18 protein-coding genes are annotated in these 22,588 nt (G+C 50.7%); 2 read left to right on the top strand and 16 right to left on the bottom strand.

Features of this window, described 5'->3' with window-relative positions; translation table 11 throughout:
* Positions 1-319: 319 nt before the first annotated feature.
* The 16 genes from HXW73_RS05240 to HXW73_RS05165 form a co-directional block, all read right to left on the bottom strand.
* The gene (locus HXW73_RS05240; RefSeq protein ID WP_186255218.1) at positions 320-2,281 is read right to left on the bottom strand and encodes a polysaccharide biosynthesis protein; all 1,962 of its coding nucleotides are present in this window, start codon (positions 2,279-2,281) and stop codon (positions 320-322) included.
* 21 nt (positions 2,282-2,302) lie between these two features.
* Positions 2,303-3,469: a nucleotide sugar dehydrogenase gene (locus HXW73_RS05235; RefSeq protein WP_186255217.1), complete on the bottom strand. Its 1,167-nt coding sequence runs from the start codon at positions 3,467-3,469 to the stop codon at positions 2,303-2,305.
* A 451-nt stretch (positions 3,470-3,920) separates the two neighbouring features.
* The gene (locus tag HXW73_RS05230; protein ID WP_186255216.1) at positions 3,921-5,279 is read right to left on the bottom strand and encodes a lipopolysaccharide biosynthesis protein; all 1,359 of its coding nucleotides are present in this window, start codon (positions 5,277-5,279) and stop codon (positions 3,921-3,923) included.
* A gap of 5 nt (positions 5,280-5,284) precedes the next feature.
* Positions 5,285-6,487, bottom strand: coding sequence for a DegT/DnrJ/EryC1/StrS family aminotransferase (locus HXW73_RS05225; RefSeq protein WP_186255215.1), 1,203 nt, complete (start codon positions 6,485-6,487; stop codon positions 5,285-5,287).
* 50 nt (positions 6,488-6,537) lie between these two features.
* Entirely contained in the window at positions 6,538-7,149 is a 612-nt protein-coding gene (locus tag HXW73_RS05220) for a sugar transferase (RefSeq protein ID WP_240538718.1), read from the bottom strand.
* Between the two features lie 2 nt (positions 7,150-7,151).
* Positions 7,152-8,117, bottom strand: coding sequence for a sulfotransferase family protein (locus HXW73_RS05215; RefSeq protein WP_186255214.1), 966 nt, complete (start codon positions 8,115-8,117; stop codon positions 7,152-7,154).
* On the bottom strand, positions 8,117-8,974 hold the full coding sequence (locus HXW73_RS05210) for a hypothetical protein (RefSeq protein ID WP_186255213.1): 858 nt from the start codon (positions 8,972-8,974) through the stop codon (positions 8,117-8,119). The genes HXW73_RS05215 and HXW73_RS05210 overlap by 1 nt, the downstream gene beginning before the upstream one ends.
* Positions 8,975-9,014: 40 nt before the next feature.
* Positions 9,015-10,187 (bottom strand): glycosyltransferase family 4 protein, encoded by a 1,173-nt coding sequence (locus HXW73_RS05205; RefSeq protein WP_240538717.1) that lies wholly within the window; start codon positions 10,185-10,187, stop codon positions 9,015-9,017.
* Positions 10,188-10,293: 106 nt separating this feature from the next.
* Positions 10,294-11,088, bottom strand: a complete 795-nt coding sequence (locus HXW73_RS05200; protein ID WP_186255211.1) for a hypothetical protein — start codon at positions 11,086-11,088, stop codon at positions 10,294-10,296.
* A gap of 1 nt (position 11,089) precedes the next feature.
* Complete coding sequence (locus HXW73_RS05195; protein WP_186255210.1) at positions 11,090-12,232, bottom strand: O-antigen ligase family protein; 1,143 nt, start codon at positions 12,230-12,232, stop codon at positions 11,090-11,092.
* Positions 12,233-12,819: 587 nt separating this feature from the next.
* Positions 12,820-13,935, bottom strand: a complete 1,116-nt coding sequence (locus tag HXW73_RS05190) for a GNVR domain-containing protein (protein WP_186255209.1) — start codon at positions 13,933-13,935, stop codon at positions 12,820-12,822.
* 390 nt (positions 13,936-14,325) lie between these two features.
* On the bottom strand, positions 14,326-16,239 hold the full coding sequence (cysN, locus tag HXW73_RS05185) for a sulfate adenylyltransferase subunit CysN (protein WP_186255208.1): 1,914 nt from the start codon (positions 16,237-16,239) through the stop codon (positions 14,326-14,328).
* 71 nt (positions 16,240-16,310) lie between these two features.
* Complete coding sequence (locus HXW73_RS05180; protein WP_186255207.1) at positions 16,311-16,655, bottom strand: four helix bundle protein; 345 nt, start codon at positions 16,653-16,655, stop codon at positions 16,311-16,313.
* A gap of 154 nt (positions 16,656-16,809) precedes the next feature.
* Complete coding sequence (cysD, locus tag HXW73_RS05175) at positions 16,810-17,727, bottom strand: sulfate adenylyltransferase subunit CysD (protein WP_186255206.1); 918 nt, start codon at positions 17,725-17,727, stop codon at positions 16,810-16,812.
* Positions 17,728-17,848: 121 nt separating this feature from the next.
* On the bottom strand, positions 17,849-18,682 hold the full coding sequence (cysQ, locus tag HXW73_RS05170; RefSeq protein ID WP_186255205.1) for a 3'(2'),5'-bisphosphate nucleotidase CysQ: 834 nt from the start codon (positions 18,680-18,682) through the stop codon (positions 17,849-17,851).
* Between the two features lie 107 nt (positions 18,683-18,789).
* On the bottom strand, positions 18,790-20,556 hold the full coding sequence (locus HXW73_RS05165; protein ID WP_186255204.1) for an SLC13 family permease: 1,767 nt from the start codon (positions 20,554-20,556) through the stop codon (positions 18,790-18,792).
* Between the two features lie 192 nt (positions 20,557-20,748).
* Between HXW73_RS05165 and rfaH the strand changes: the two genes are divergently transcribed.
* On the top strand, positions 20,749-21,273 hold the full coding sequence (rfaH, locus tag HXW73_RS05160) for a transcription/translation regulatory transformer protein RfaH (RefSeq protein ID WP_186255203.1): 525 nt from the start codon (positions 20,749-20,751) through the stop codon (positions 21,271-21,273).
* A 281-nt stretch (positions 21,274-21,554) separates the two neighbouring features.
* Complete coding sequence (locus HXW73_RS05155; RefSeq protein WP_186255202.1) at positions 21,555-22,532, top strand: IS110 family transposase; 978 nt, start codon at positions 21,555-21,557, stop codon at positions 22,530-22,532.
* The last annotated feature ends 56 nt before the right edge of the window (positions 22,533-22,588 follow it).

The raw sequence follows: 22,588 nt of genomic DNA, 5'->3' as shown, positions 1-22,588 counted from the left end.
GGTGTCAGAATGTCAGGGAGTGTGAGGCCAGAGGGGGAACCCCTGGCGCTCCTATGAGGCCACGCCCTCTGGGGTTGAGTAACCCTCGCTTGTAGAGCAGGGCAGCTCCGCAACGACGGTGATGACAGGTCAGTACCCACCCCACGAACACCAGAGAGTTCCACCCTCACAGGTAGCCCTCCGCTTCCTGCCCCCTAGGCATTGAGAACAGCAGAATGAACTAAAGAGACAACAGTCCCCTTGACGGGTCAATCCATACCAGAAGCTCAACTACAACAGCCAGTACAAAGAACGCTGCTGAAAGGCTCAAGGCTTAGAGCTACGTAAGATTCGACGCCCAACCCCCTTGGTGCTGGTCGTTGTGAGGCAACAAATCACACATATCACCGCTATGTGAAAAGCCGCTAACTCCTCGCTTCAACGCGGCGCAGGCGCGGTGGCTATCAAGGTTTCGTTCCGCCTCGCGCAGTTCATTCAGCAGCGCCATTAGTTCCTTATGGGGCAGGACTTCTTCGTGGGCGCGCATTATTTTGGGATGCTGTGTCCCGACCACATTATCGCCAATCAGCAGTTCCTCGTAGAGCTTCTCACCGGGGCGAAGGCCGCTGAAAACCACCTCGATATCACCGTCAGGGTTTTCTGCATCTTTCACTTCCAGGCCGGTGAGCTGAACCATGCGTCTAGCCAAGTCCACGATTTTCACGGCATCGCCCATATCCAGCACGAACACGTCCCCACCTTCGGCCATGGAGCCTGCCTGAATCACCAGTAGCGCCGCCTCGGGGATGGTCATGAAGTAACGAGTGATATCCGGGTGGGTAACAGTGATAGGCCCGCCCTGCTCTATCTGACGGCGGAAAAGCGGCACTACGGAGCCACTGGAGCCAAGCACGTTGCCAAAACGCACCATGGAAAAAATAGTGCAGTGATTATCTTTCAAGGCAAAACGGGTGGACAGATCCTGCAATACCAACTCGGCCATGCGCTTGGTTGCCCCCATCACGTTGGTGGGGCGCACCGCTTTATCGGTGGAGATTAGCACACAGCGCTCAACGCCTAACGCCGCGGCACTCTCCGCCACCACCTGGGTGCCCTGTACATTATTGCGCACCCCTTCCAGCACGTTGTTCTCAACAATGGGCACGTGTTTATAAGCGGCAGCGTGGTAGAGCGTCTGCACGCCATAATGACGAATGACGGCTTCTACTCGATTACGATCACAGACATTACCCAACAGCGGTATGAGGGGAAACGTCTCCCCCATCTCAATGCGTAACGCCGCCAGCTCCTGCTCGATAGCGTAAAGGCCAAACTCACTGATCTCGAAAAGAATCACTGCCTTGGGTTTACCGCGCATTACCTGACGGCACATCTCGCTGCCGATGGAGCCACCCGCGCCGGTGATCATGACCACCTTATGGCGAATGCTGGCATTGATCAGCTCTTGACGAGGCGGCACAGGGTCGCGGCCCAGCAAATCCTCCAGCTCAACTTCGCGTAGCTGATCAACACTCGCCGTACCCGAAATAATCTCTGGCATGGAGGGCACGGTTTGCACACGCACGGGCAAATCGGCCAGTTTATCCAGCGCGTGTTTACGCTGCGCTTTAGTAGCCGTTGGCAAGGCAAGCAGCACGCGCCTAATACCCAACTTCTCGACAAGCGCCTTGAAGTCATCCGGGTCATGCACCTTCACGCCCTTGATGGTGCTCCCCCATAGGGCCGGATCATCATCCAGGAACGCAGCGGTATAAAACTCACGCCCGCTGGAAAGCGCCAGGGCCAACTGGGCACCCGCTCCACCAGCCCCGTAGATGGCCACGGGTTCCTTCTCAGTATAATGCTTGATCAACCAATGGTAGTAACTGCGCACAATCAGCCGGGTACCACCCACATACACCAGCGTCACCAGTGCAAAGTTGACGGGCACCGAGCGCGGAAACTGTTGCCATTGGTAAAAATAGGCCGCGGCCCACATCAGCAACGCCATCAACAGCGAGCCCTTGACCACCGCCCAAAGCGCCTGGGGGCCCATAAAGCGCACCACGGCACGATAAAGGCCCAGTCGAGCAAACACGAAAACACCTGCCGGGGGGACAATAAAAAACAGCCACCAGAAGGGGTCGATATAGCGCTCTGGCCACCAATCAGCAAAACGCAGCGCGTAAGCCGACCATAGCGCCAACGGCAACGCCACTAGGTCAGCGGCGACCATGATCAAGCGCTTCTTTGCTCGGCTTAACTCAGCAATAGAGCGATGCATATGGCCTGATTTGGTCATGCAGAATCCTTCCAATAAGGCTCAGTCGGTGCCAAATAGGTCGCGGGTATAGACCTTACCTTTCACGTTTTCAAGTTCCGGCACCATGCGATTAGAAAGAATGACATCAACCTCCGCTTTAAAGACTTCAAAATCGCGGACTACCCGCGACCCAAAAAAAGTCTCCTCCTCAAGCGCAGGCTCGTAAACCACGACTTCAATGCCCTTAGCCTTGATGCGCTTCATTACACCCTGCATGGCACTGGCTCGAAAGTTGTCGGAGCCGGTTTTCATGATCAAGCGGTAAACGCCCACGACTTTGGGTTGGCGTTTGATGATTTGCTCGGCGACAAAATCCTTGCGCGTGCGGTTGGCGTCGACGATCGCTTGAATCATGTTATTGGGGACTTCATCGTAGTTCGCCAATAGCTGTTTGGTGTCTTTGGGCAGGCAGTAGCCACCATATCCGAAGCTGGGGTTGTTGTAGTGCTTTCCAATACGCGGATCGAGCCCTACCCCCTCAATAATCTGTCCAGCATCGAGCCCGTGGCTCTCCGCATAGCTATCCAGCTCGTTAAAGTAGGCCACGCGCATGGCGAGGTACGTGTTGGCAAATAACTTGATCGCCTCAGCCTCGGTGCTGTTAGTAAACAATACCGGAACGTTTTGCTCGATAGTCCCTTGAATGAGCAGCCCAGCAAATGTTTCAGCGCGTCCGGAGCGCTCACCAACGATAATGCGTGAGGGGTGAAGGTTATCGTACAGAGCCTTTCCTTCGCGCAAAAACTCCGGCGAAAAGATAAGGTTTTGCGTACCAAATCGTTTGCACGCCTCAGTGGTGTAGCCCACCGGGACCGTAGATTTGATCACCATTACCGCCTGCGGATTAATGGTCATCACGTCCTGAATCACAGATTCCACAGAATTAGTATCAAAGTAGTTTGTATCCGGATCGTAATCCGTAGGCGTGGCGATAACCACATAATCCGCACTCTTGTACGCATGTTCTTTATCCAACGTAGCGATAAAATTGAGTTCCTTGTTGGCCAAGAAGTCTTCAATTTCTGCGTCAATGATTGGACTTTTACGGTTAGTTAGTAGCTCTACCTTATCTGAAACAATATCCAAAGCAACCACTTCATTATGCTGAGCTAACAACATTGCGTTGGAAAGACCTACGTAACCAGTACCGGCAATAGCAATTTTCATTTGTCTCCTTTAAATCTTACTTACATCTTTCTATTTGACAACTTCAAACATTAGTTTATTAAGCACATGCCAAGCACTAAGCTCGTTTTCGGCTCAATCCCCCACCGTCTATGCAGTACGCTACCAGCGACTAAGTTGATGCTTTGCATATATCTGAGCGAGTTTTAAGGTGCAGCTAGCATTGATAAGAAAGAGGTTTAGGTAACCGCTGATACTTAGGTTGGCCGAACGAGCGCTAGGCCAAAATTATACAGCTCTAGTTCCTTTTGCCTCTCCAAGATCACTTATATCATGTCAAAGGCCACATCACTAGATCCACCAAAGGTCCTTGGACGTAACAACACTGCCTCTTAATCGACATGTAGGGGAGATAAGGTAGGCCATAAGAAGTATATAGCGTACTAAGTACAGCTAAACCTGATCAATACCGGGTGCCTTGATGGTTTACCAACTACCTATCTAACTCAGGTTTAATGCCTAACCCATTCATAACATTAGGAAGAGGCAAAGTCCAAATACCTAACTTGCGCCACACAAAATAGAGCGCAACTAGGTTCTGTACTACTAAAGCGAAGGACAACGCTATAGCCGCCCCTAGTGGCCCAAAGGGCGGGATCATCACGAAAAACGCTGAGAGTCCAATGGCATTGCATATAAGAGCGATATTGCGCATAAGCGCCTCATGTCCCGTCATATTAAGCAGAAAACCGACCGACCCAGTCGCCACATTGATCAACTGAGCCAATGCAATAATGCGCAATAGCGGCGCTGCTTGAGGAAATTCGCTGCCAAACAGACCCAAGAGCAAGCTCGGTAAGAACAGACAAATTAGCAATATAGGCATGGCAATTATCACACCCAATAAAGCACCCTGCCGCGCCAGCCGACCCAGCGCCTGAAAATTTCCTTCCCTGTACAGGCGAGCGAAACGTGGAGGAAATATGGCATTAATAACAATTAAGATAAAGCTAATCAACATAGCCGTTTGCTGAGAGGTTTTGAATAGCCCCAGCCCTTCATCGCTCAACAACCAACCGGCTACCATGATACTGAGTACAGTTTGCATGAACCCTGCAAGGCTCATTACGAAAAATGCCTGCGAAGAAGTCTTAAATTGATGTCGGTCAACACTTGGTAATGGCGTGCTATCTTTGACTGACCAATTCTGACGACCGTACCAACGCCAAAGCTGCCAAGCCCCTTGGCCAAGAACCAACCAGGCGGCTCCAGCATAAGCCCAACCAATAACGGCCATACCTGTGAAATGTAGATATTGATGCAACAAGACCACTAGCACGCCAGCTAACAACGCAACCGAACCATTCTCCAGCAAGCAAGCTGTGGCAGGCCTTCTAACTCCTTTAAAGAACCCTGAGAACAGAAACCCCAGGGTAAAAGCGGGAGTAGCTATTGAGATGCCAACCAATACCTCAGATAGTCCTTCCGCGCCAAACCCTGTTTCCAACAAACCGCGCCCGAAGTAAGTAGCTAAGGCTATAACACTACTAGCCCCCAATGCCCTACCACATGCCCAGAGCAGATAGCGCATGACATGAGGGGAGTGGTGATCTTCACCTACAAAGCGCATCAGCGCATTATTCATGCCAAAGCGGGCCAGGATAGCGGCTCCCATCAGAAGCGCATGCGCTAAAGCGTACACCCCCACGCCAACCGCACCATAGAGCCGCCCTAACACGATAACAAGAGCGAGACTTCCTAGCGCTGCGATCCCCCTTGCAAGAAAAGTGCGCCCCAGAGCTAGCGCCATCTCGCCTTTCAAACGACTCGCCAGGCTTTGAATCAGTGGCATGATTCTCATTTACTATAGTGCTCGGCTGCTTCGCTCATTACTGCATGTAAAACCTCATAGGTCTTCTCGATCTCTTCTGACGTCAACGTTGGGTGGCAAAGAAACATTAAACTACTCTCGCCAAGCTCATGCGCTATAGGCAATGACGATTCCGGGCGCCAGCCGGTGCCATCGAAGGCCTTCTCGCGGTATACCTCCGAGCATGAACCGGAAAAACAAGGCACGCCACGGGCGACTATTTCCTGCTGTATACGGTCACGACTCCAGCCCTCGGCTAGTTGAGATGGCTCCACAAACACATAGCACTTGTAAGCAGCATGCTCGATATGGTCTGGTACAGTAGGCACCCGCAGCCCAGGCGTTTCGCCAGCCACCTGCCATATCCTCTGGGCATTGGTCTGACGAGCGGCTTTCCATGCTGGCATGCGTTCGAGCTGAATGCGCCCGATAGCCGCCTGCATTTCCGTCATCCGCCAATTGGTGCCGAAGCTCTCGTGCAACCAACGAAAACCGGGAGGATGCTCGCGCTCATAGACGGCTTCCCAACTCTTACCATGGTCCTTATATGCCCACATGCGACGCCACAAAGACTCATCATTAGTTGTGACCATGCCACCCTCACCGCCAGTGGTCATAATCTTGTCCTGACAGAACGACCAGCAGCCCACATGACCAATGCTACCAACGCTTTGATCTCGATAAGTAGCACCATGGGCCTGGGCACAATCCTCAATGACATAAAGCCCATATTGCTCTGCAAGCGCCATTAGCCCCTTCATCTCACAAGGCCAACCGGCTAGATGCACAGCGATAATTGCCCGAGTGTTAGGCGTGATTTTTTCTGCAACCGACTCGACAGTAATATTTTGTGAATCACGATCGACATCGGCAAACACTGGCACAGCCCCTGCAGTGACAATGCTAGAGACAGAAGCAAGAAAGGTGCGCGAAGTAACGATGACTTCATCACGCCCTCTTCCTTGGCCTTCGCCAATACTCAGCCCTTTCAAGGCCAGATCAAGCGCCGTGGTGCCGTTTGCCAAGGCAATCGCGTATTCAGTGCCGGCAAAGGTGGCAAACTCACGTTCGAATTCGCGGCCTTCAGTGCCTGTCCAGTAACTCACTTTGTTGGAAAGCAACACATTCTGCACAGCCTGAGCTTCCTCTTCAGTGAAGGAAGGCCAAGGCGAAAAGGGTCCATTCAGCATTTAAACATCCATTCAAAGTATTTCCAGACACCAGCCGTAGCTCATCGCTATTATCCCACTACGGTCTGCCAAATGTATTGCAGGTCTTTGCCCAAACGCCAATGACGAATGTACTCAAGGTTGATCCGCACCTTATCTGGCCAGATCACCTCTCGGTTGTAGGCTTCGGGGTCCTCGGCCGCGGCTAACAGTTCTTCCTCGTTACGATACTTGAGGGTAGCTGGGCCTGTAATGCCAGGACGAATACTCAAAAGCCGACGCTCTTCACCCACCAGGCTATCCGCAAAGCCGGGCACATCCGGCCGTGGGCCCACAAAGCTCATGTCACCGAGGAGTACATTCCATAGCTGTGGCAACTCGTCAATTTTGGTCTTGCGGAAAAAACGACCAAGGGGCGTAATGCGAGGGTCCCCAGAGCGAGTCACTGTCGTGCTAAGTTCTCGGCTTGGACGCATCGTTTTTATCTTGACCACACGAAACAAATGTCCATCTTTCCCCACGCGCTGCTGAACGAAGAAGCCATTGCTGCGGGTATCCAAACTTGCAGCCATCCAGGCCAGTAAAATGAGCCATGTGGTTGCCAGCAGCCCCAAAAGAGCTAGCAAAAAATCAAAACTGCGTTTAATCATAGACTGGCCGCGAGATAAACCAAACTGACTCACTATCAAACCTCCAACTTTCCATATTTCTCTTCCAGTTTATTCAATGCCTCTCGAATCTTGGCGGCATCCGCATCTGCATTAAGATCCGCATATTTAAAAGGGAAAGCTATGGGTAAATCGAATTTCCGATCTACGGAAACATTCTTTTCTTTGCACCATTGTCGAATATACTCAATTTCCCTTTCGGGGTTTTCGCACAACTGCTCATAATGAATAGTGAGAATTGCCTTAGCACAAGCTGCATCATCTAATCGTCGGTTCAGCCAATACACCTGTGCAGCCACACGCTCATGCTCCGTGGCAGAATCCAATCCTTCACATTCATGGGGCTTAACTGAAAACCAATTGGAGCCATCCTGACGCATGGATTTAAGTAGAGACAAGGCATTAGAGACTGGCTCACGTCTTAGACGAATTAGCACAGCACCCGGGAACGCCTCTTGCACCCTGTCCGGCACCAAAGCGTGGCCCAAATAGGCCGTTGTAAAGGGCTGGCCTCTCCTAGCCAAAACAGAAAATACTCTTCGGATATAGGCTACCCGCTTTTGTCTTTTTCTAATCGAGAGTGTTTTACAATCTGAATCAGTTAACCCGCACCCCAGCCACCATTGCCAAAAGCGGACCCCCTCAGCGGGTCCATCAAGGCCAGGCACAAAGCCATGATGAGAATTAAAATCCGAAAGGTGATATCGCGTTTTTTTAGCCGACAGCCAACCTCCCACTAACGGTAATTGATATAGCAAATGCCATAGATTGGAAAGGTAGTTAACTGAAAAACCATGACAGATGGCCTGATATGTTACCGTAGAACCACTACGAGGCAAGGCAAGCACGAAGATAGCTTGCGTATTGCTGCATTGTTTTCCAAACAAAGACACAAAGGGCCATTCGACAAACCGAAACAGCCATAAAGGGGACTTCTGAATGTACCGCGCCATTCGCACCATAAATGATGAACGCCCTGACATCAACTACTCACCTTGTTACTTGCGCGGCGTATTTCTTCTTGTTTAAGAAGAATCGAAGCTTTTCTAAAAGGACTAAAGGGAACCTTACTAACTAGTTTCCGAAAAGGATAACTGACAGAAACAGCAACCTTTAACCATGGAACGTAAACGACATGCAATTTCGCATATGCTCTACGAAAATTAAACTTGCTTAACAAAAAACCATGTATATTCGTATCATGACTAATACTTCTTGCTCCATCTGATACATACTTAAATTCGCAATCTCTTAAGTAATGAAGTTCCATTTCATGGAACAAGAGGTAACCAGAAAAATTAGACATAGACTCAGGCTCTAGCCACATTGTTAGGTAAAAGCAAGTTTTCTTTTCTATATAATTTTCAGAAAAACCTACTAACCGCTGACTCTCTTTTTCAAAGACTCCCCAAAATTCTGTATTCTTGGGGAGTTTAGCAATGGCATTACAAAAAACTTTATACGTGAGCATAGGCTCATGTGTATTATATCTTCGATATGCACTCTCATAAACGGGATAAGCATTTTCTATAACCTCGTGAAGAGTAAGCGGCTTGACTTCATAGCTCTTAGCGGCCTTTCGAACCATATAACGCGTTTTCTTGGGCAAAGAGTCTAGCTCATCATAAGAGTCTTTTATAATATGCCACCACTCACCATCTATAATCTGATCAAAATCACTCTCCCATCTTAAGAAAAAACAATCGTTTTCTGAAATTATTCGACGAGCTAAAAAACCTTTAAAATCAGATAACACAAACGGAGGTGATAAAGGAAAAAGACCACCCTGATTTTCTCGCCAAGTAACATTTCTTTCGCAGAAGAACTTGTAACCAATCAAAAAAAACTCCGCCTAAAAGAATGAAAGAAAACCTTGCACATTATAAATAGCTGCCAGGTGCAATTTTAGAAACTTCTTCCGAAGAACCTTTTACGGAAAGCTCCAGAATGGACAATAACTCATTTGCCAGTAAATCTCTATCAAAGCATTCTTCAGCCAGGACTCTAGACTTGGTACCGGCCTTTTCTATCCACTGCTGATCATTCATCTTTTCTTCAAGCTCTTCAGCTACTTCTTTGGCTGTACACCCCCACATTGTCAGTCCACAACCGTGAGATTTCACCAAATCATGCATCCATCCTCCATAATTAAGAAGTACCGGAGTCCCAGAGGCCAAAGCATCAAAAAATTTGTTAGCCGAGTTAGAACGCATTTCAGGAAGGTCAACAAACAGCACGGATGCCATGGTTGCAGCACTCAACAAAGCCGGCATTTCACACTTAGCAATTTTTTCTTCAATAAAAATATTCTTTTCTAAAACCTCAAGTTCTTTAGCTCTAGCTACGATTTTTTCTCTCTCTACACCATCCCCTACTAAAAGAATTTTTACATTAGACCGAATAGACATTAACTCTTTCGCAACTTCTACAAGATAGCTGACACCATTTACTTGACCAAAGGTGCCTGTATATACCAAGAGCGGATGATCAGCTAGCCACTCCCGCTCAGCTCTAAAGCGGCTGGCAGCCACGGGGTCAAATATAAATTCGACATTATCACTGCTATTAGGTATTACAGCGACTTTTTCCTCCGGGTAACCAGTACGCACAACGCCATCTTTCATACCGGGGGAAAGTGCAACTACGGCATCTGCATTGTGGTATGCCCAATGCTCAAGCTTTTGAGCAAAGAGACGAAGTATGGGGTTCTTTAAAGCACCTACAGCAACTGGCATCTCAGGCCATAAATCACGCACCTCAAATACCATTGGGACCTTATTTTTACGTGAAGCAGTTACAGCAGGCAAAGCAATGGTAAGCGGAGTACTTGTAGCAAAAATGATATCACCATTCAACTCTACAGTCTTTTTTCGCGCAGCGTAAGCGAAAGCCAAGAAAGCTTTGATACGTTGCATAAACCCCATGTGGTTGGAATATTGAACTGGATACCAATGTACTTGAATGCCGGCCTCCTCAGTTGTAAACCAACCAAGATATTTGGCATGCTCCCGATAGCTGGTAACCATATGCACTTCATGGCCAGCAGCAACCATTCGCCGTGCCATTTCATAGGACCTCGTTCCACCAGACATTTGTGGTGTATTGAAGTATTGATGAAGATATATTATTTTCACAATATTACCTAGCCTTTAGCCACGGTCACTTGACTTGCTTGTACTTGAGCCGGTTACCTCCGACTAAATGAGCCGCCCCCCCTCTTTCATGATCACAAGCACCAAGACCGGCACCTTTTAGAAATTCATTAATCTTTTCAAGAGTAGCAGTTTCATCATTTTTCAGGTCAATTTGAGAAACTTTTAAATATGGAACTTCTTCTGATAACTTCTCGGCCTTTTTATTTGAAAAGAAATATGAAACTTTAGCTCTTAAAATCTTAAAAAACTTCTCTTTTTTCCGATCCCCCATTAACACTTTATTATCTCCTTTCGAAACCGATGATAAAACATCATCAAGCGGCCTGGTAATATGGACAACAATAACTTCATACCCTAATTTTTTCAAATACAACGGGCGCTTATAACAAAACCAGGCTGTCTTACTTGAATCTATTACAACACCAGAAGGGGACGCTAAGAAAGCCTCATCTAAAATTTTTATTGTGCCATTATTCAACCTTTTCTTAGATGGCACAGCGCCATTCAGCAAAATTTTTAGCCAATAGTAAGGAGCTACAAAGGCAGGACTCATGAAGCATCTTCTATTAATTTCTTCAACTTTTGAATTAAAACTTTCTTTTTCAAACACCCTTCCCCATACTTCGCAGGCATAGTAGCTTTCACCACAACTACACCTTGAACTACTATATTTACTAACATCTCTAAAGAAAAAACCCAACTCACCAGTACTTAAGCCATTTACCATTTCACCTATTTTGATATCCAGCACTGTAGAGCCCGACCGGCCGTACCCAGCGATATAAATAATTTTTTTCACCCTACACCTCTTCCTCTTTGCACTTAATAAATCTACCACCTTTAATAAAAAACAACATCAAAGGCAATAAAATAAAATATCTCAAGTAAGAAATATCACCACTAAAAGAGAGAGAAAGTAAGCCATAAATCATTAACACCTTACCTATCACCCTTACGTCTATAAAAATAATTAGGAGCATGAAAATGAATAAAGTGAAATTTAGCAAGCCAGACTCTGAAGCCACCTCAAGAAAAACATTGTGTGGATAAAAATGGTCAGTGGCTTTATTTAGCTCACTCCACTCACCTACTCCAACCCCAAAGAAGGGTTTTAAGGATATGGATTCAAAGGAAATCTTATAAAAATAGTACCTTATTCCGAAAATCTCTGATAAATCTTTCGTTCCATGAACAATTCCTTCAACCGTGTTTATTAGCCTGCCTCCTATTGATCCATAACCTTCAGTAAACAAATATAAAACCACTAGCATGGAACAAAATAACATATATAAGAGCAAGCGGCGCACATTACGTTTTTCTTGAGACAACAGGATTAAAATAAAACTTGACACTAAAAGCGCAACCCCGCCTCCTCTCGACTGAGTCCATAACACTGCTAGTAAGAAAATTACTCCTAAAAATATATAATATCTTTTCCCTTCTCTAAAAAACAAATAAAGCGAAATAAGACATGCTATGGACATCATCCACGACATAGTTATCGCCCCAAAAAAACCAAATCTGACACCACGGACAAAAAAGTCTTGCCCCGCCTTATCCACAACCCCAACAACAAGGGAAAGAATTGACAGATAAACAAATGATAATATTATATCCTTTTCTTTAAGTCTACACGACGAAACAACAGCTAAAGCAAAAACAAATGGAACCATGCATCCAATTATAATTTTATGATAACCATAACCAACGCTCGCAGAAAAGTAAGAGATTAAAATAAATAACGAAAATAAAAAAAACACATAAAAGACATTAAGACGCACATAACCTGCTAGATAAATATATACTAAAAATAAAAATACCGCGAAGCTCATAAAAGCGATGACTATAAAATGCCTTAAATTAACTACAGAGCTGTCAGTGATCAAAGCCGGCGAAATAATGACCAATGCAATCGCAAAAGTTACATAAGCTCTATGAATCATCAGAAGTATAAATCCCCACGTTAAAATTCGTTAAGAAACCATGAGAAAAAAAGTTTAATTTAAAAGCTAACTACTAGAACAACGTGAAAGATACGCACTTTAAACTTAAACATAATTTATCACAACGCCTGATATTTACTTTTTTAAAAAGTGGTTTTTAGCTAATCAACTCTGCTACAATGAAAAATATTTTAACAAGCTCGGTGCTATATTACTTTATACAATATACTCCAGCCACCATCGTGGCAAACACTCTAATAAAAAAAGATTTTAAAACCAAAATCTTAAGCATAGCTCTAACCTGAATTCTCTATATAAAAAGATCTGCTAGTAGGCTAAAAAAGCTATATGACTTAGCTACACTTTCAAAAATAAACAAAAACTTCTAGAGTTCTTAAAAAGCATAACATAAAATAACTTACTTATTCTTAACTGCGTCATACTTTATGCTACTTAAAAATGCAATTATTCCTTTATGCGGTTCATTCAACTAGCCTTCCAACTCAGAGAAGGGACTACAGTAGGTAGCAATTAGTTCTGCCATGCTAGGGCTGGTTGATTGCTAACGCTTTTAAGCGCTTGCTTACTCAAGCACTTTTATTACGCTTATATTGACGCAGGATAAAAGCTAAACGACGCAGGAACACAAGCATCACACCAAGGATACCACCGAGCATTAGGGAAAGGATGAGGATCAAGCCCTTGCGTGGTGCACTTGGCTCTGATGGCTGGTGAGCGTATTCCACCACATCCACCACTCGCTCTGTGTGGTTAGGCTCAACATCTTTGTCAACTCCACTAAGCTGTTCACTCTCCAGCAATTCAACCACTCGCAGGATTTGCTCCATTTCCTGTCGGGTTTCACGTATTGCTTCGTTACTCAGGCCTTGGCCAATAACATCACGAAGAGTGTCACGATCAGCCTCAAGCGCTTGAAACCCCATAAAATACAAAGGTAATGTGCCATCACCACTGTCGATATCGGCGTAGATTACTTCGTTACCAGTGAGCTGGCGTCCAAATTGCTGAGGGGTAGTGGGCTTCTCGATGTCAAGACGCCTAGCCACGGTAATGGCTTGCTCCAGTTCAAATATCCGCTCTTCACGACTTTGCTGGAGAGCCTCTTTCTGAAGTTCAAGGCGAGTATCCAAGTTAGCGATCTGTACACGGCTGTATTCGTTAAAACGTTCACGCAAAGTCGCCCAAACTTGCTCAGAAGTATCGCGAACGTAGTTGTTAAGAATCTCATCACCCTGCTCACCTTCCGGGTAGCGATAGTGGACTTCCAGTACCATGCTCCCGTCCGCATTATTCGAAAGCCCGCTAATACTTAGTCGTCTACTGAACGTACGCCCAAGGTCGCCCCCCTCATCCAACTCGAAGCGTTCTTGATTCTCTTCTACATAGGCTTCAAAGTTCTGGAAACTGGATAGCCGGTTGCCCAACGCAAGATAGGCATCTTCAGGTGTGATAGTGAAATCATCAAAAAGATTAAACCCGGAGAAGTTACTACTGGATGCGGGCACCGCTCGAAAGCTCGTTTCATAGATGGTCGGGGACACCATCAGATAGGAAAAAGCAGCAATCAGGGCAACCACAATACTGCCCACAATCCAGTACCAACCCTCTATCAACATCAGCGCCAAATCACGTAGGTCTATCTCGTCGTGGTTTTCGCTATTGAATTCTTGTGGTGTGCTCATCGAGCAAGCCATCCTTTTGTGGAGTAATTGGAAACTTAGGCACGCTACCGCCCTGGGATTTCAACGGACGCATTCCCATGCCCTACTGATATGACGTGTGCTATGCAGCACGGCGGTGAAACGATTCAAGCCGCCGAGCTGCATCGCTATGTAAATTAATCGGCATCATACATTTTATTAATGGCAGGCACTACGTGGACAAGCGCTGGGCTGTGTGCTGCCAAAGGTGAATGCTTGTAGATGGTCTGATCGCCCGACAAAGTCGGGCTCCTACAAAAACCTGCTGCTGTGTACTGCCGTTGGTCAGTGCTTGTAGTTGGGGCGATCGCTCGACGGAGTCGTGCTCCTACAAAAACCTGTTGGGTCCAGCCGAAGGCTTTTATCCCGCTATCAGATGATTTTCATCAATTTGTTGATGATATCGCTTTGTTCTAGCTCTTCCGTGTTAACGGTCATCTCGGCTTTTTTGGGCGCTTCGTAAGGGCTGTTGATGCCGGTGAAGTCTTTGATGACGCCTTCCCGTGCTTTTTGGTAGAGCCCTTTGGGGTCGCGCTGTTCGCAGATATCCAGCGGTGTGTCTACATACACTTCGATGAAGCTGCCTTCGTCAAACAGGGCGCGGGCGGTTTCTCTGTCTTTGCGGAACGGGGAGATAAACGCCGTAATCACGATGATGCCTGCCTCGGCAAACAGCTTTGCCACTTCGCCAACGCGGCGGATGTTCTCGACGCGGTCTTCTTCTGTCATGCCCAGGTCTTTCGACAAGCCATGGCGGAGGTTGTCGCCATCCAGCAGCATGGTGTGGTAGCCGCGGCGGTTGAGCTCAACTTCCAGGGCGTTGGCCAGGGTCGATTTGCCGGAACCGGAAAGCCCGGTGAACCATACGCATTTACCCGCATGCCCTTTTATGCGGGCGCGCAGGTCGGGAGTGACGCTTGCGCGGTTCCACACCACGTTGGCTTTGCTGTCGTGCTCGCGGAATTCGTAGGGTAACTCGCTTTCCAGTTGCTGGTGGACCATGCCCGCGCCCACGGTAATGTTGGTCAGGCGGTCGATGATGATAAAGCTGCCTGTACCGGGGCTGGTGCGGTAGTCATCCACCGGGATTGGAGCGGTTAGCTCTACCTGGCAGCGGGCAATGGTGTTGAGGTCCAGGTGTTCCGCATGGCGGTGTTCCAGCGTGTTCACATCGATTTGGTAGTCGATAACGCTGACCTTACCGGCCATTTCACGCGTGGCCAGCTTTAGGTCGTAGAGCTTGTTGGGCTCTAGCGGCGTTTCGTGCATCCATACGATGTCGGCTTCAAACCGCGTTGCCAGGGGTGCCTGGCTGTCTTCTTCCACCAGCCAGTCACCACGGGAGACGTCGATTTCATCCGACAAGGTGACGGTAATGGCTTGGCCTGGGTAGGCGGCTTCCAGGTCGCCATCGTAGGTCACGATGCGTTCTACCTGGGTGGTTTTGCCCGATGGCAACGCGCGTATGGTTTGGCCTGGCGTGAGAATGCCGGCGGCCAGCGTTCCGCTGTAGCCACGAAAGTCCAGATTGGGGCGGTTAACGTATTGCACGGGGAAGCGCAGGTCACGCAGGTTTTGGTCGTGGGTGATTTCGACGCTTTCCAGCCGCTGGATTAGTGTTTCGCCCTGGTACCAGGGCATGTTGGCACTGGCGTTAACGACGTTGTCGCCTTCCAGAGCCGACATGGGCACAAACTGAATATCCGGGGCATTGAGTTTCTCGGCCACCTGCTGGTATTCCGCCTTGATTTCCTCGAAGCGCTCTTCTGAGTAGTCGACCAGGTCCATCTTGTTGATGGCAACGATCAGGTGCTGAATGCCCAGTAAATCAGCAATGAAGCTGTGGCGGCGGGTTTGGGTCTGCACGCCATGGCGGGCATCGATCAGGATAATCGCCAGGCTAGCGGTAGAAGCACCGGTCGCCATATTGCGGGTGTACTGCTCGTGCCCCGGCGTATCCGCGATGATGAACTTGCGCTTATCGGTAGAGAAGAAACGATAAGCCACATCGATGGTGATGCCCTGCTCTCGCTCCGACTGAAGCCCATCAACCAGTAACGCCAAATCGACGTTATCGCCGGTGGTGCCGCTGGTCTTTGAAGCCTGAGTGATGGCCGCCAGTTGATCTTCGTAGATCATCTTGGAGTCGTGGAGCATCCGGCCAATCAGCGTGGATTTGCCGTCGTCGACGCTGCCGCAGGTGATGAAACGCAGCAGGTCTTTGTTTTCGTGTTCTTTGAGGTAGGCCTCAATGTCATCGGCGATGAGAGTAGATTGGTGAGCCATAATATAACCCTAGCTGGAAGCTGGAAGCTTGAAGCGGGAAGAAAACCCAGTCCCTTTGCTTTCCAGCCAATTCATTCAGTTGAGAGTTTGCTGATCAGGCCAGATAACATGGCCGCAATCTCTCGCGTTTCTTGTATCCATTGGTTGCCACAGACTTTTTCGATGTAGCCAATATCAATACCAATGTATATCTGTGTTCTGAGTTCAGCGCATGAGCCTTTGGCAATCAGCAGAAAGTGACGCTTGTCCTTGGGCGTTCCTCGCGTCATACCTTCTGCAATATTGCTGGGCACCGAAAGCCCTGAGCGGGTGATCTGGTCCTTGAAGCCGAAGTCGCGCTGATCGCGCATTGCCTTGTAAAGCTCAGCCGAGAGCCTGGCTGACCGCTTCCAAACCTGAAGCTTCTCAAAGTCCATTTGACACCCTCCGGGGTTTTGAAGCTGAAAGCTTGAAGCCTGAAGCTGGAAGAAACCCAGAAGTCAAAACCACGCCCTCAAGAGGGGGTGCAGTTGCTTTTTCTTCCAGCTTCTAGCTTCAAACTTCTAGCTCTTCTAGCGCGCCTCCGGCGCGCTAGAAGTACCCCTCACGCTTTTTCTTCTCCATCGAACCGGCCTGGTCGTGGTCGATGGCGCGGCCGCTGCGTTCGCTGGTTTTGGTCAGCAGCATTTCCTGGATCACTTCGGGCAAGGTGGCGGCCTTGGATTCCACCGCACCGGTGAGCGGGTAGCAGCCCAGGGTTCTGAAACGCACCCATTTTTCTTCCGGCACTTCGCCCGGCTCCAGCGGCATGCGGTCGTCGTCGACCATGATCTGCATGCCGTCGCGTTCGACCACGGGGCGTGGCGCGGATAAATAAAGCGGCACAATGGGGATCGATTCCAGGTAGATGTACTGCCAGATATCCAGCTCGGTCCAGTTGGAGAGCGGGAAAACGCGGATCGATTCGCCCTTGTTGACCTTGGCGTTGTAGATATTCCACAGCTCCGGGCGCTGTTTTTTCGGGTCCCAGCGGTGGTATTTATCGCGAAAGGAGTAGACGCGCTCCTTGGCACGGGACGCTTCCTCATCGCGCCGGGCACCGCCGAACGCAGCATCAAAACCATGCTTGTCCAGCGCCTGCTTGAGCGCCTGGGTTTTCATGATGTCGGTGTACTTGGCGCTGCCGTGATCAAACGGGTTGATGTTCGCCGCGCGGCCTTCCTCGTTGGTGTGGACGATAAGCTCCATGCCCGCTTCCTGCGCCATGCGGTTGCGGAACTCGATCATCTCGCGGAACTTCCAGGTGGTGTCGATGTGCATCAGCGGGAACGGCGGCGTACCGGGGTAAAACGCCTTGCGCGCCAGGTGCAGCATCACCGAGGAGTCTTTGCCGATGGAGTACATCATCACCGGGTTGGAAAACTCGGCGGCGACTTCGCGAATGATATGGATCGATTCCGCTTCGAGCTGTTTGAGGTGGGTCTGGCGTTCGGGGGTTATTTCAGTCATACGGTTTCCGGATGTTCTGGTTCAATGACAACAGCTAGAAGCTAGAAGCTAGAAGCTGGAAGGAAAAGCCACTGCAACTACCCTAGGTGGAGTGGCTTTGACTTCGGGGTTACTTCCAGCTTCAAGCTTCCGGCTTCAAGCTGGCCTTAAGGGCGTTTTCCCAGCGGCTGTCGCGCTGGCCGCATACGATGAAATAAGGGTTGAGCACGCTTTCCTGCTGGTTGCAGCGTAGCGGCTCTAGGTTTTCGGCGTTGAGCACCTCGCCACCGGCGGCGGTGACGATGGCCTGGGCGGCGGCGGTGTCCCATTCGCAAGTGGGAGCCAGGCGCGGGTAAAGGTCCGCGTTGCCTTCCGCCACCAGGCAGAGCTTGATAGAGCTGCCCATTGAGACGCACTCGTGGGCGGGCAAGCCGCTGCAGAAGGCTTCAAAGATTTCAGCGCCGTGGCGGCGGCTGCCGACGACCTTCCAGGGTTCATTTTCTGGGTCTGGCAGTTCGCGCGCCTGAATATTGATGTAAATGCCCTGTGCGATCTTGAAAACCTCACCGCCCACCTGCCCTACCCAGGTGGTTTGCAGCACCGGCGCGTAGACGATGCCGAATACCGGCACGCCCTCTTCGATCAGCGCCACGTTAAGGGTAAATTCACCGTTCTTGTTGATGAACTCCTTGGTGCCGTCCAGCGGGTCAATCAGCCAATAGCGCTGCCAAGTCTGGCGTGTGGCAAAAGGGACCTCGGCTGACTCTTCGGAGAGCACCGGCACGCCAGGGGTAAGCCCCTCCAGCAACGCTACCAGCGAGTGGTGCGCGGCCATATCAGCCTCGGTGAGCGGGCTTTGGTCTTCTTTGGTCTCGACGGAGAAATCACGCTCATAAACCGCCATGACCTCACGCCCGGCGGCATGTACGCCTTCAATCAGGCGGGCGCGTCGTTCATTCGAGATAAAAGCAGTCACAGAAAATCCTTAGACGAAGAAATAAGACGGAAGAAGGAAGAAGGAAGAAGGAAGAAGAAAGGCCTCTTACTTCTTACTTCTTCAGCCGCGCAGCGGCGTCTTCCTTCTTAAAAAGGCCATATCAGCGGCACCAGGGTTATCACCGTGACGGCGACAATCGCGCTGAGCGGTGCGCCTAGGCGCAGGTAGTCGCTGAAGCGGTAGCCGCCGGGGCCGAGCACCATCAGGTTGGTCTGGTAGCCCAGCGGGGTCATGAAGCTGGCCGAGGCGGCAAACATGATGGCGATGGCAAAGGGTAAAAAATTTACCCCTAGCTGGTCGGCCACCGAGACGGCGATAGGAAACATCAGCACGGCGGCGGCGTTGTTGGTAATCAGCTCGGTGAAGACCACGGTCATTAAATAGACTATCGCCAGCGCGGCCCAGGGGGCCAGGTCATCGGCGAGTAGTAGCCATTGGGCCACCTGGGCGGCGGCGCCGGTTTCGGTCATGCCTGCGCCCAGCGCGAAGGAGGCGGCAATCACAATGAGTACGGAAAGGTCGATATAGCGGCGCGCTTTGCTGACCGGCACGCAACGGGTGGCAACCATGCCGCCCCCGGCGAGCAGTGCGGCTTCCAGAATCGACAATAGCCCGGTGGCGCTTAGTACTACCATGGCTCCCAATATGCCAAGCGCCACGGGGGCTTTGCGGAAATCCGGCGGTGTGGAGTCGGTCAGGCCGCTTACCAGCAAGAAGTCTTTACGGTAGCGGTACTGGTCGACAAAATCCTGGGCGGTTTCCAGCAACAAGGTATCGCCCACTTGCAGTGATATATCGCCTAACTTGCCCGGCAGCCGTTTTCCATGCCGCGAGATGGAAAGGATCACGGCCTGATAGCGGGAGCGAAAGCGCGACGCCTTGACGGTTTGGTTCAGGCCGCCGAAATCAGGGCCGATGACCGCTTCCACCAGGCAGCGCCGGTGGTGGGCGATATCCAGCTTGTGGACATCGCCGCTGGCGGGCTTCAGGCCACGAATACGGCGTAGCTCGCGGGCGCATTCCGGCGCGCCGATAAATACCAGTATATCACCGGCCATCAGTTCGGTTTCCGGCGGTACGGCGGTTAGCAGGTGGTCGTGGCGTTCGATATCCGCCAGGTAGCCGTGGGCCAGGCTGCGCAGCCCTGCATCCGCGATGGTTTTACCCACCAGGGGGCCTTTGGCTTCCACCTCGACCTCTACCGAGTATTCGCGGGCCTGTTCGAGCTGCTCAAGCACGCCTTGGCGTTCGGGCAGTAGGCGGTTGGTAAAAAAATACAGAAAAGTGCCGCCCACAATCACTAACGGTACGCCGACCCAGGCCAGTGAAAACATCGATAGGCTGACGCCGCGCTCGGTCTGCAGCAGGCCATCCACCACCAGGTTGGTGCTGGTGCCGATCAGGGTGCAGGTGCCGCCGATAATCGCCGCGTAGCTGAGCGGTAGCAGCAGCTTGCCCGGCGGTAGTTTCAGCCGTGCGGCCCACTCTTGTATCGCGGGGATGAACATGGCGACCACGGTGGTGTTGTTCATGAACGCACTCAGCCCGGCGGCGGGTAGCAATACGCGTAGCTGTGCCTGGCGAAGCCTTGAGGGTTGGCCCAGCAGAAGATGGGCGAGCCATTGAATGGCCCCGGTTTCTTTTAGCCCTGCGGCAACCACGTAGAGCGTGGCAATGGTGATCACCCCTGGGTTGGAGAACCCTTGTAGCGCTTGGGCGGGGGATAACGTGCCGCTGATGACGAGGCAGCCAAGGGCGGCCATCAGAATTGCATCGGGGGCAATGCGGGTTAACGCGAGGGCGGCCAAGGTGGCAACCACCACCAAGAGGGTAAATATCGCCGCTACTTCCATGATGCTCCGTTTCTAAACCTGGCTGTCTTATAAAGCGTCCGGGCACGCTACCGCCCGGGGATTGTTCCGGGCGCTTTCCCTTGCCCTGATCTTGATTTGCGCTGCGTTGGGTCGCTGCGTTTTGTTACAATGCCCGTTGGCCCTACAGGTATCAAACCCTTTGCTTCAACTCATTATAACGCCAGGAGCGACATGAGCCTCAGTGATAGCCAAACCAACGCGGAATGCGCGCAATGGTACCTTATCCAATGCAAGGGGGGCGAGTCTTTCCGTGCTGCCGAGCAGTTGGAAAACCAGGGCTATCATGTCTTCCACCCGGTGCTGGCGGTGCAGCGAAAGCGCCGCAGCAAGCTGGTGTGGGTGACCGAGCCGCTCTTCCCTCACTACCTGTTTATCAGGTTAGACCAGGTGGCAAGCAATTGGCGCCCTATTCGTTCTACGCGGGGGGTTTTGAAGCTGGTGACGTTCGGCGACCAGCCCGCCGTGGTGCCTGCGCATATCGTGGATACGCTGTGCCAGCATCTTATGGATAAAGAGACCGCAGAAGAGGCGTATTTTTGCGTGGGCGATGCGGTGGAAGTCACCGAGGGGGCGTTCAGGGGCCAGCTTGCCCAGTTAACCGAGCTAAAAGGCCAGGACCGCGCCCTGCTGCTGCTCACGCTGCTCAACCGCCCGCAGCAGGTGGAAGTCCCCATCGCGCATTTGCAGAAGCAGTGAGGGGGTGTGGGGGCGTTATTCGTTGGGCGATCAGGAGGCGCCGAGGGTGATTGCTGGTAGATGGTCTGATCGCCCGACAGAGTCGGGCTCCTTGTGTCTCTCAAGAGGGAATGATTAGCTACCATTCTCTCTGGCCAGAAGGGTACCCCGCCTGGCTCCTGATGGGCATTGACCCTGTCCTGTAGATGGGCCCCTTCTGGTTTCTTATCTCGTAAATTTGGACGGTATCCAAAGCCCTTCGCTCGACGAAAGAGGCTGTACGAACAAGGCGAGACAACGAGATGGCATATATCGGCATTGATGTTAGCAAACAGAAACTTGACTGCTTATGGGTGCGCGATCTGAGTAAAGGAAAGGTGAAAACGAAAGTATTCCCCAACCGCCATCAGGACTACCCAGGTTTGCTCGACTGGCTTGTCAGGCAGACCGGCGAAGATATCAGCAACCTGCATGTCTACCTGGAAGCCACCAGCATTTACCATGAGCCTTTAGCTTACTGGCTGCATGACGTTGGTGTCACCGTGTACGTACTGAACCCTGCCCAGGTGCGCCATCACGCCAAGGGAATGGGCGTTCGCAGTAAGACAGACCGTAAAGACAGCATGATGCTCGCCCGCTATGGGATCGAACGCAACCCTCAACCGTGGCAGCCAGAACCAACTGAGGTGAGAGAGCTCAAGCGCCTTATCAACCGGTTAGAGGCCGTAGAAGACGACCTGCAGCGCGAGCGTAACCGCCTAGAAAAGGCTGAATTCAACACCGATACTCAAGCGAGCGAATCCATTAGCTATATGCTGGTCGCCCTTGAGCGAGAAGTACAGCGGCTGCAGCAAGCTATTACTGACCATTTCGAGGCGCATCCGCCGCTTAAACAGGATCGCAAACTGCTCGAGAGTATCCCCGGCATCGGAAACGTCCTGTCAGCTCGCTTGGTCGCCACACTGCGTAGCCGCAATTTCCGCAGTGCTCGACAGGCAGCCGCCTTCCTCGGCCTCGTGCCAATACTGAAAGAGTCAGGCTCGTCGGTGAAGTTACGGTCCCACCTTTCCAAGACAGGGGCGCCCGGCATCCGCCGGAAGCTTTATATGGCCGCCGTCGTATCGACCCGATGTAATCCTGATATCAGCGAGCAATTTGCACGACTCAAAGCCCGTGGTAAACCAACACTGTCGGCGTTGGGAGCGGCTATGCGCAAATTAGTGCATATCGCTTTTGGCGTATTGAAGTCACAAAGTGAATATCGGCCGCAAGGAGCATAAAGCCCCTTGCAGCTGGTATCGAGAGACGGTATCTACGGGGGCTGGGTGCGTGTACT

The sequence above is a fragment of the Halomonas sp. SH5A2 genome (genome assembly GCF_014263395.1).
Lineage (GTDB): Bacteria > Pseudomonadota > Gammaproteobacteria > Pseudomonadales > Halomonadaceae > Vreelandella.
This window is presented reverse-complemented; position numbering and strand designations above follow the sequence as displayed.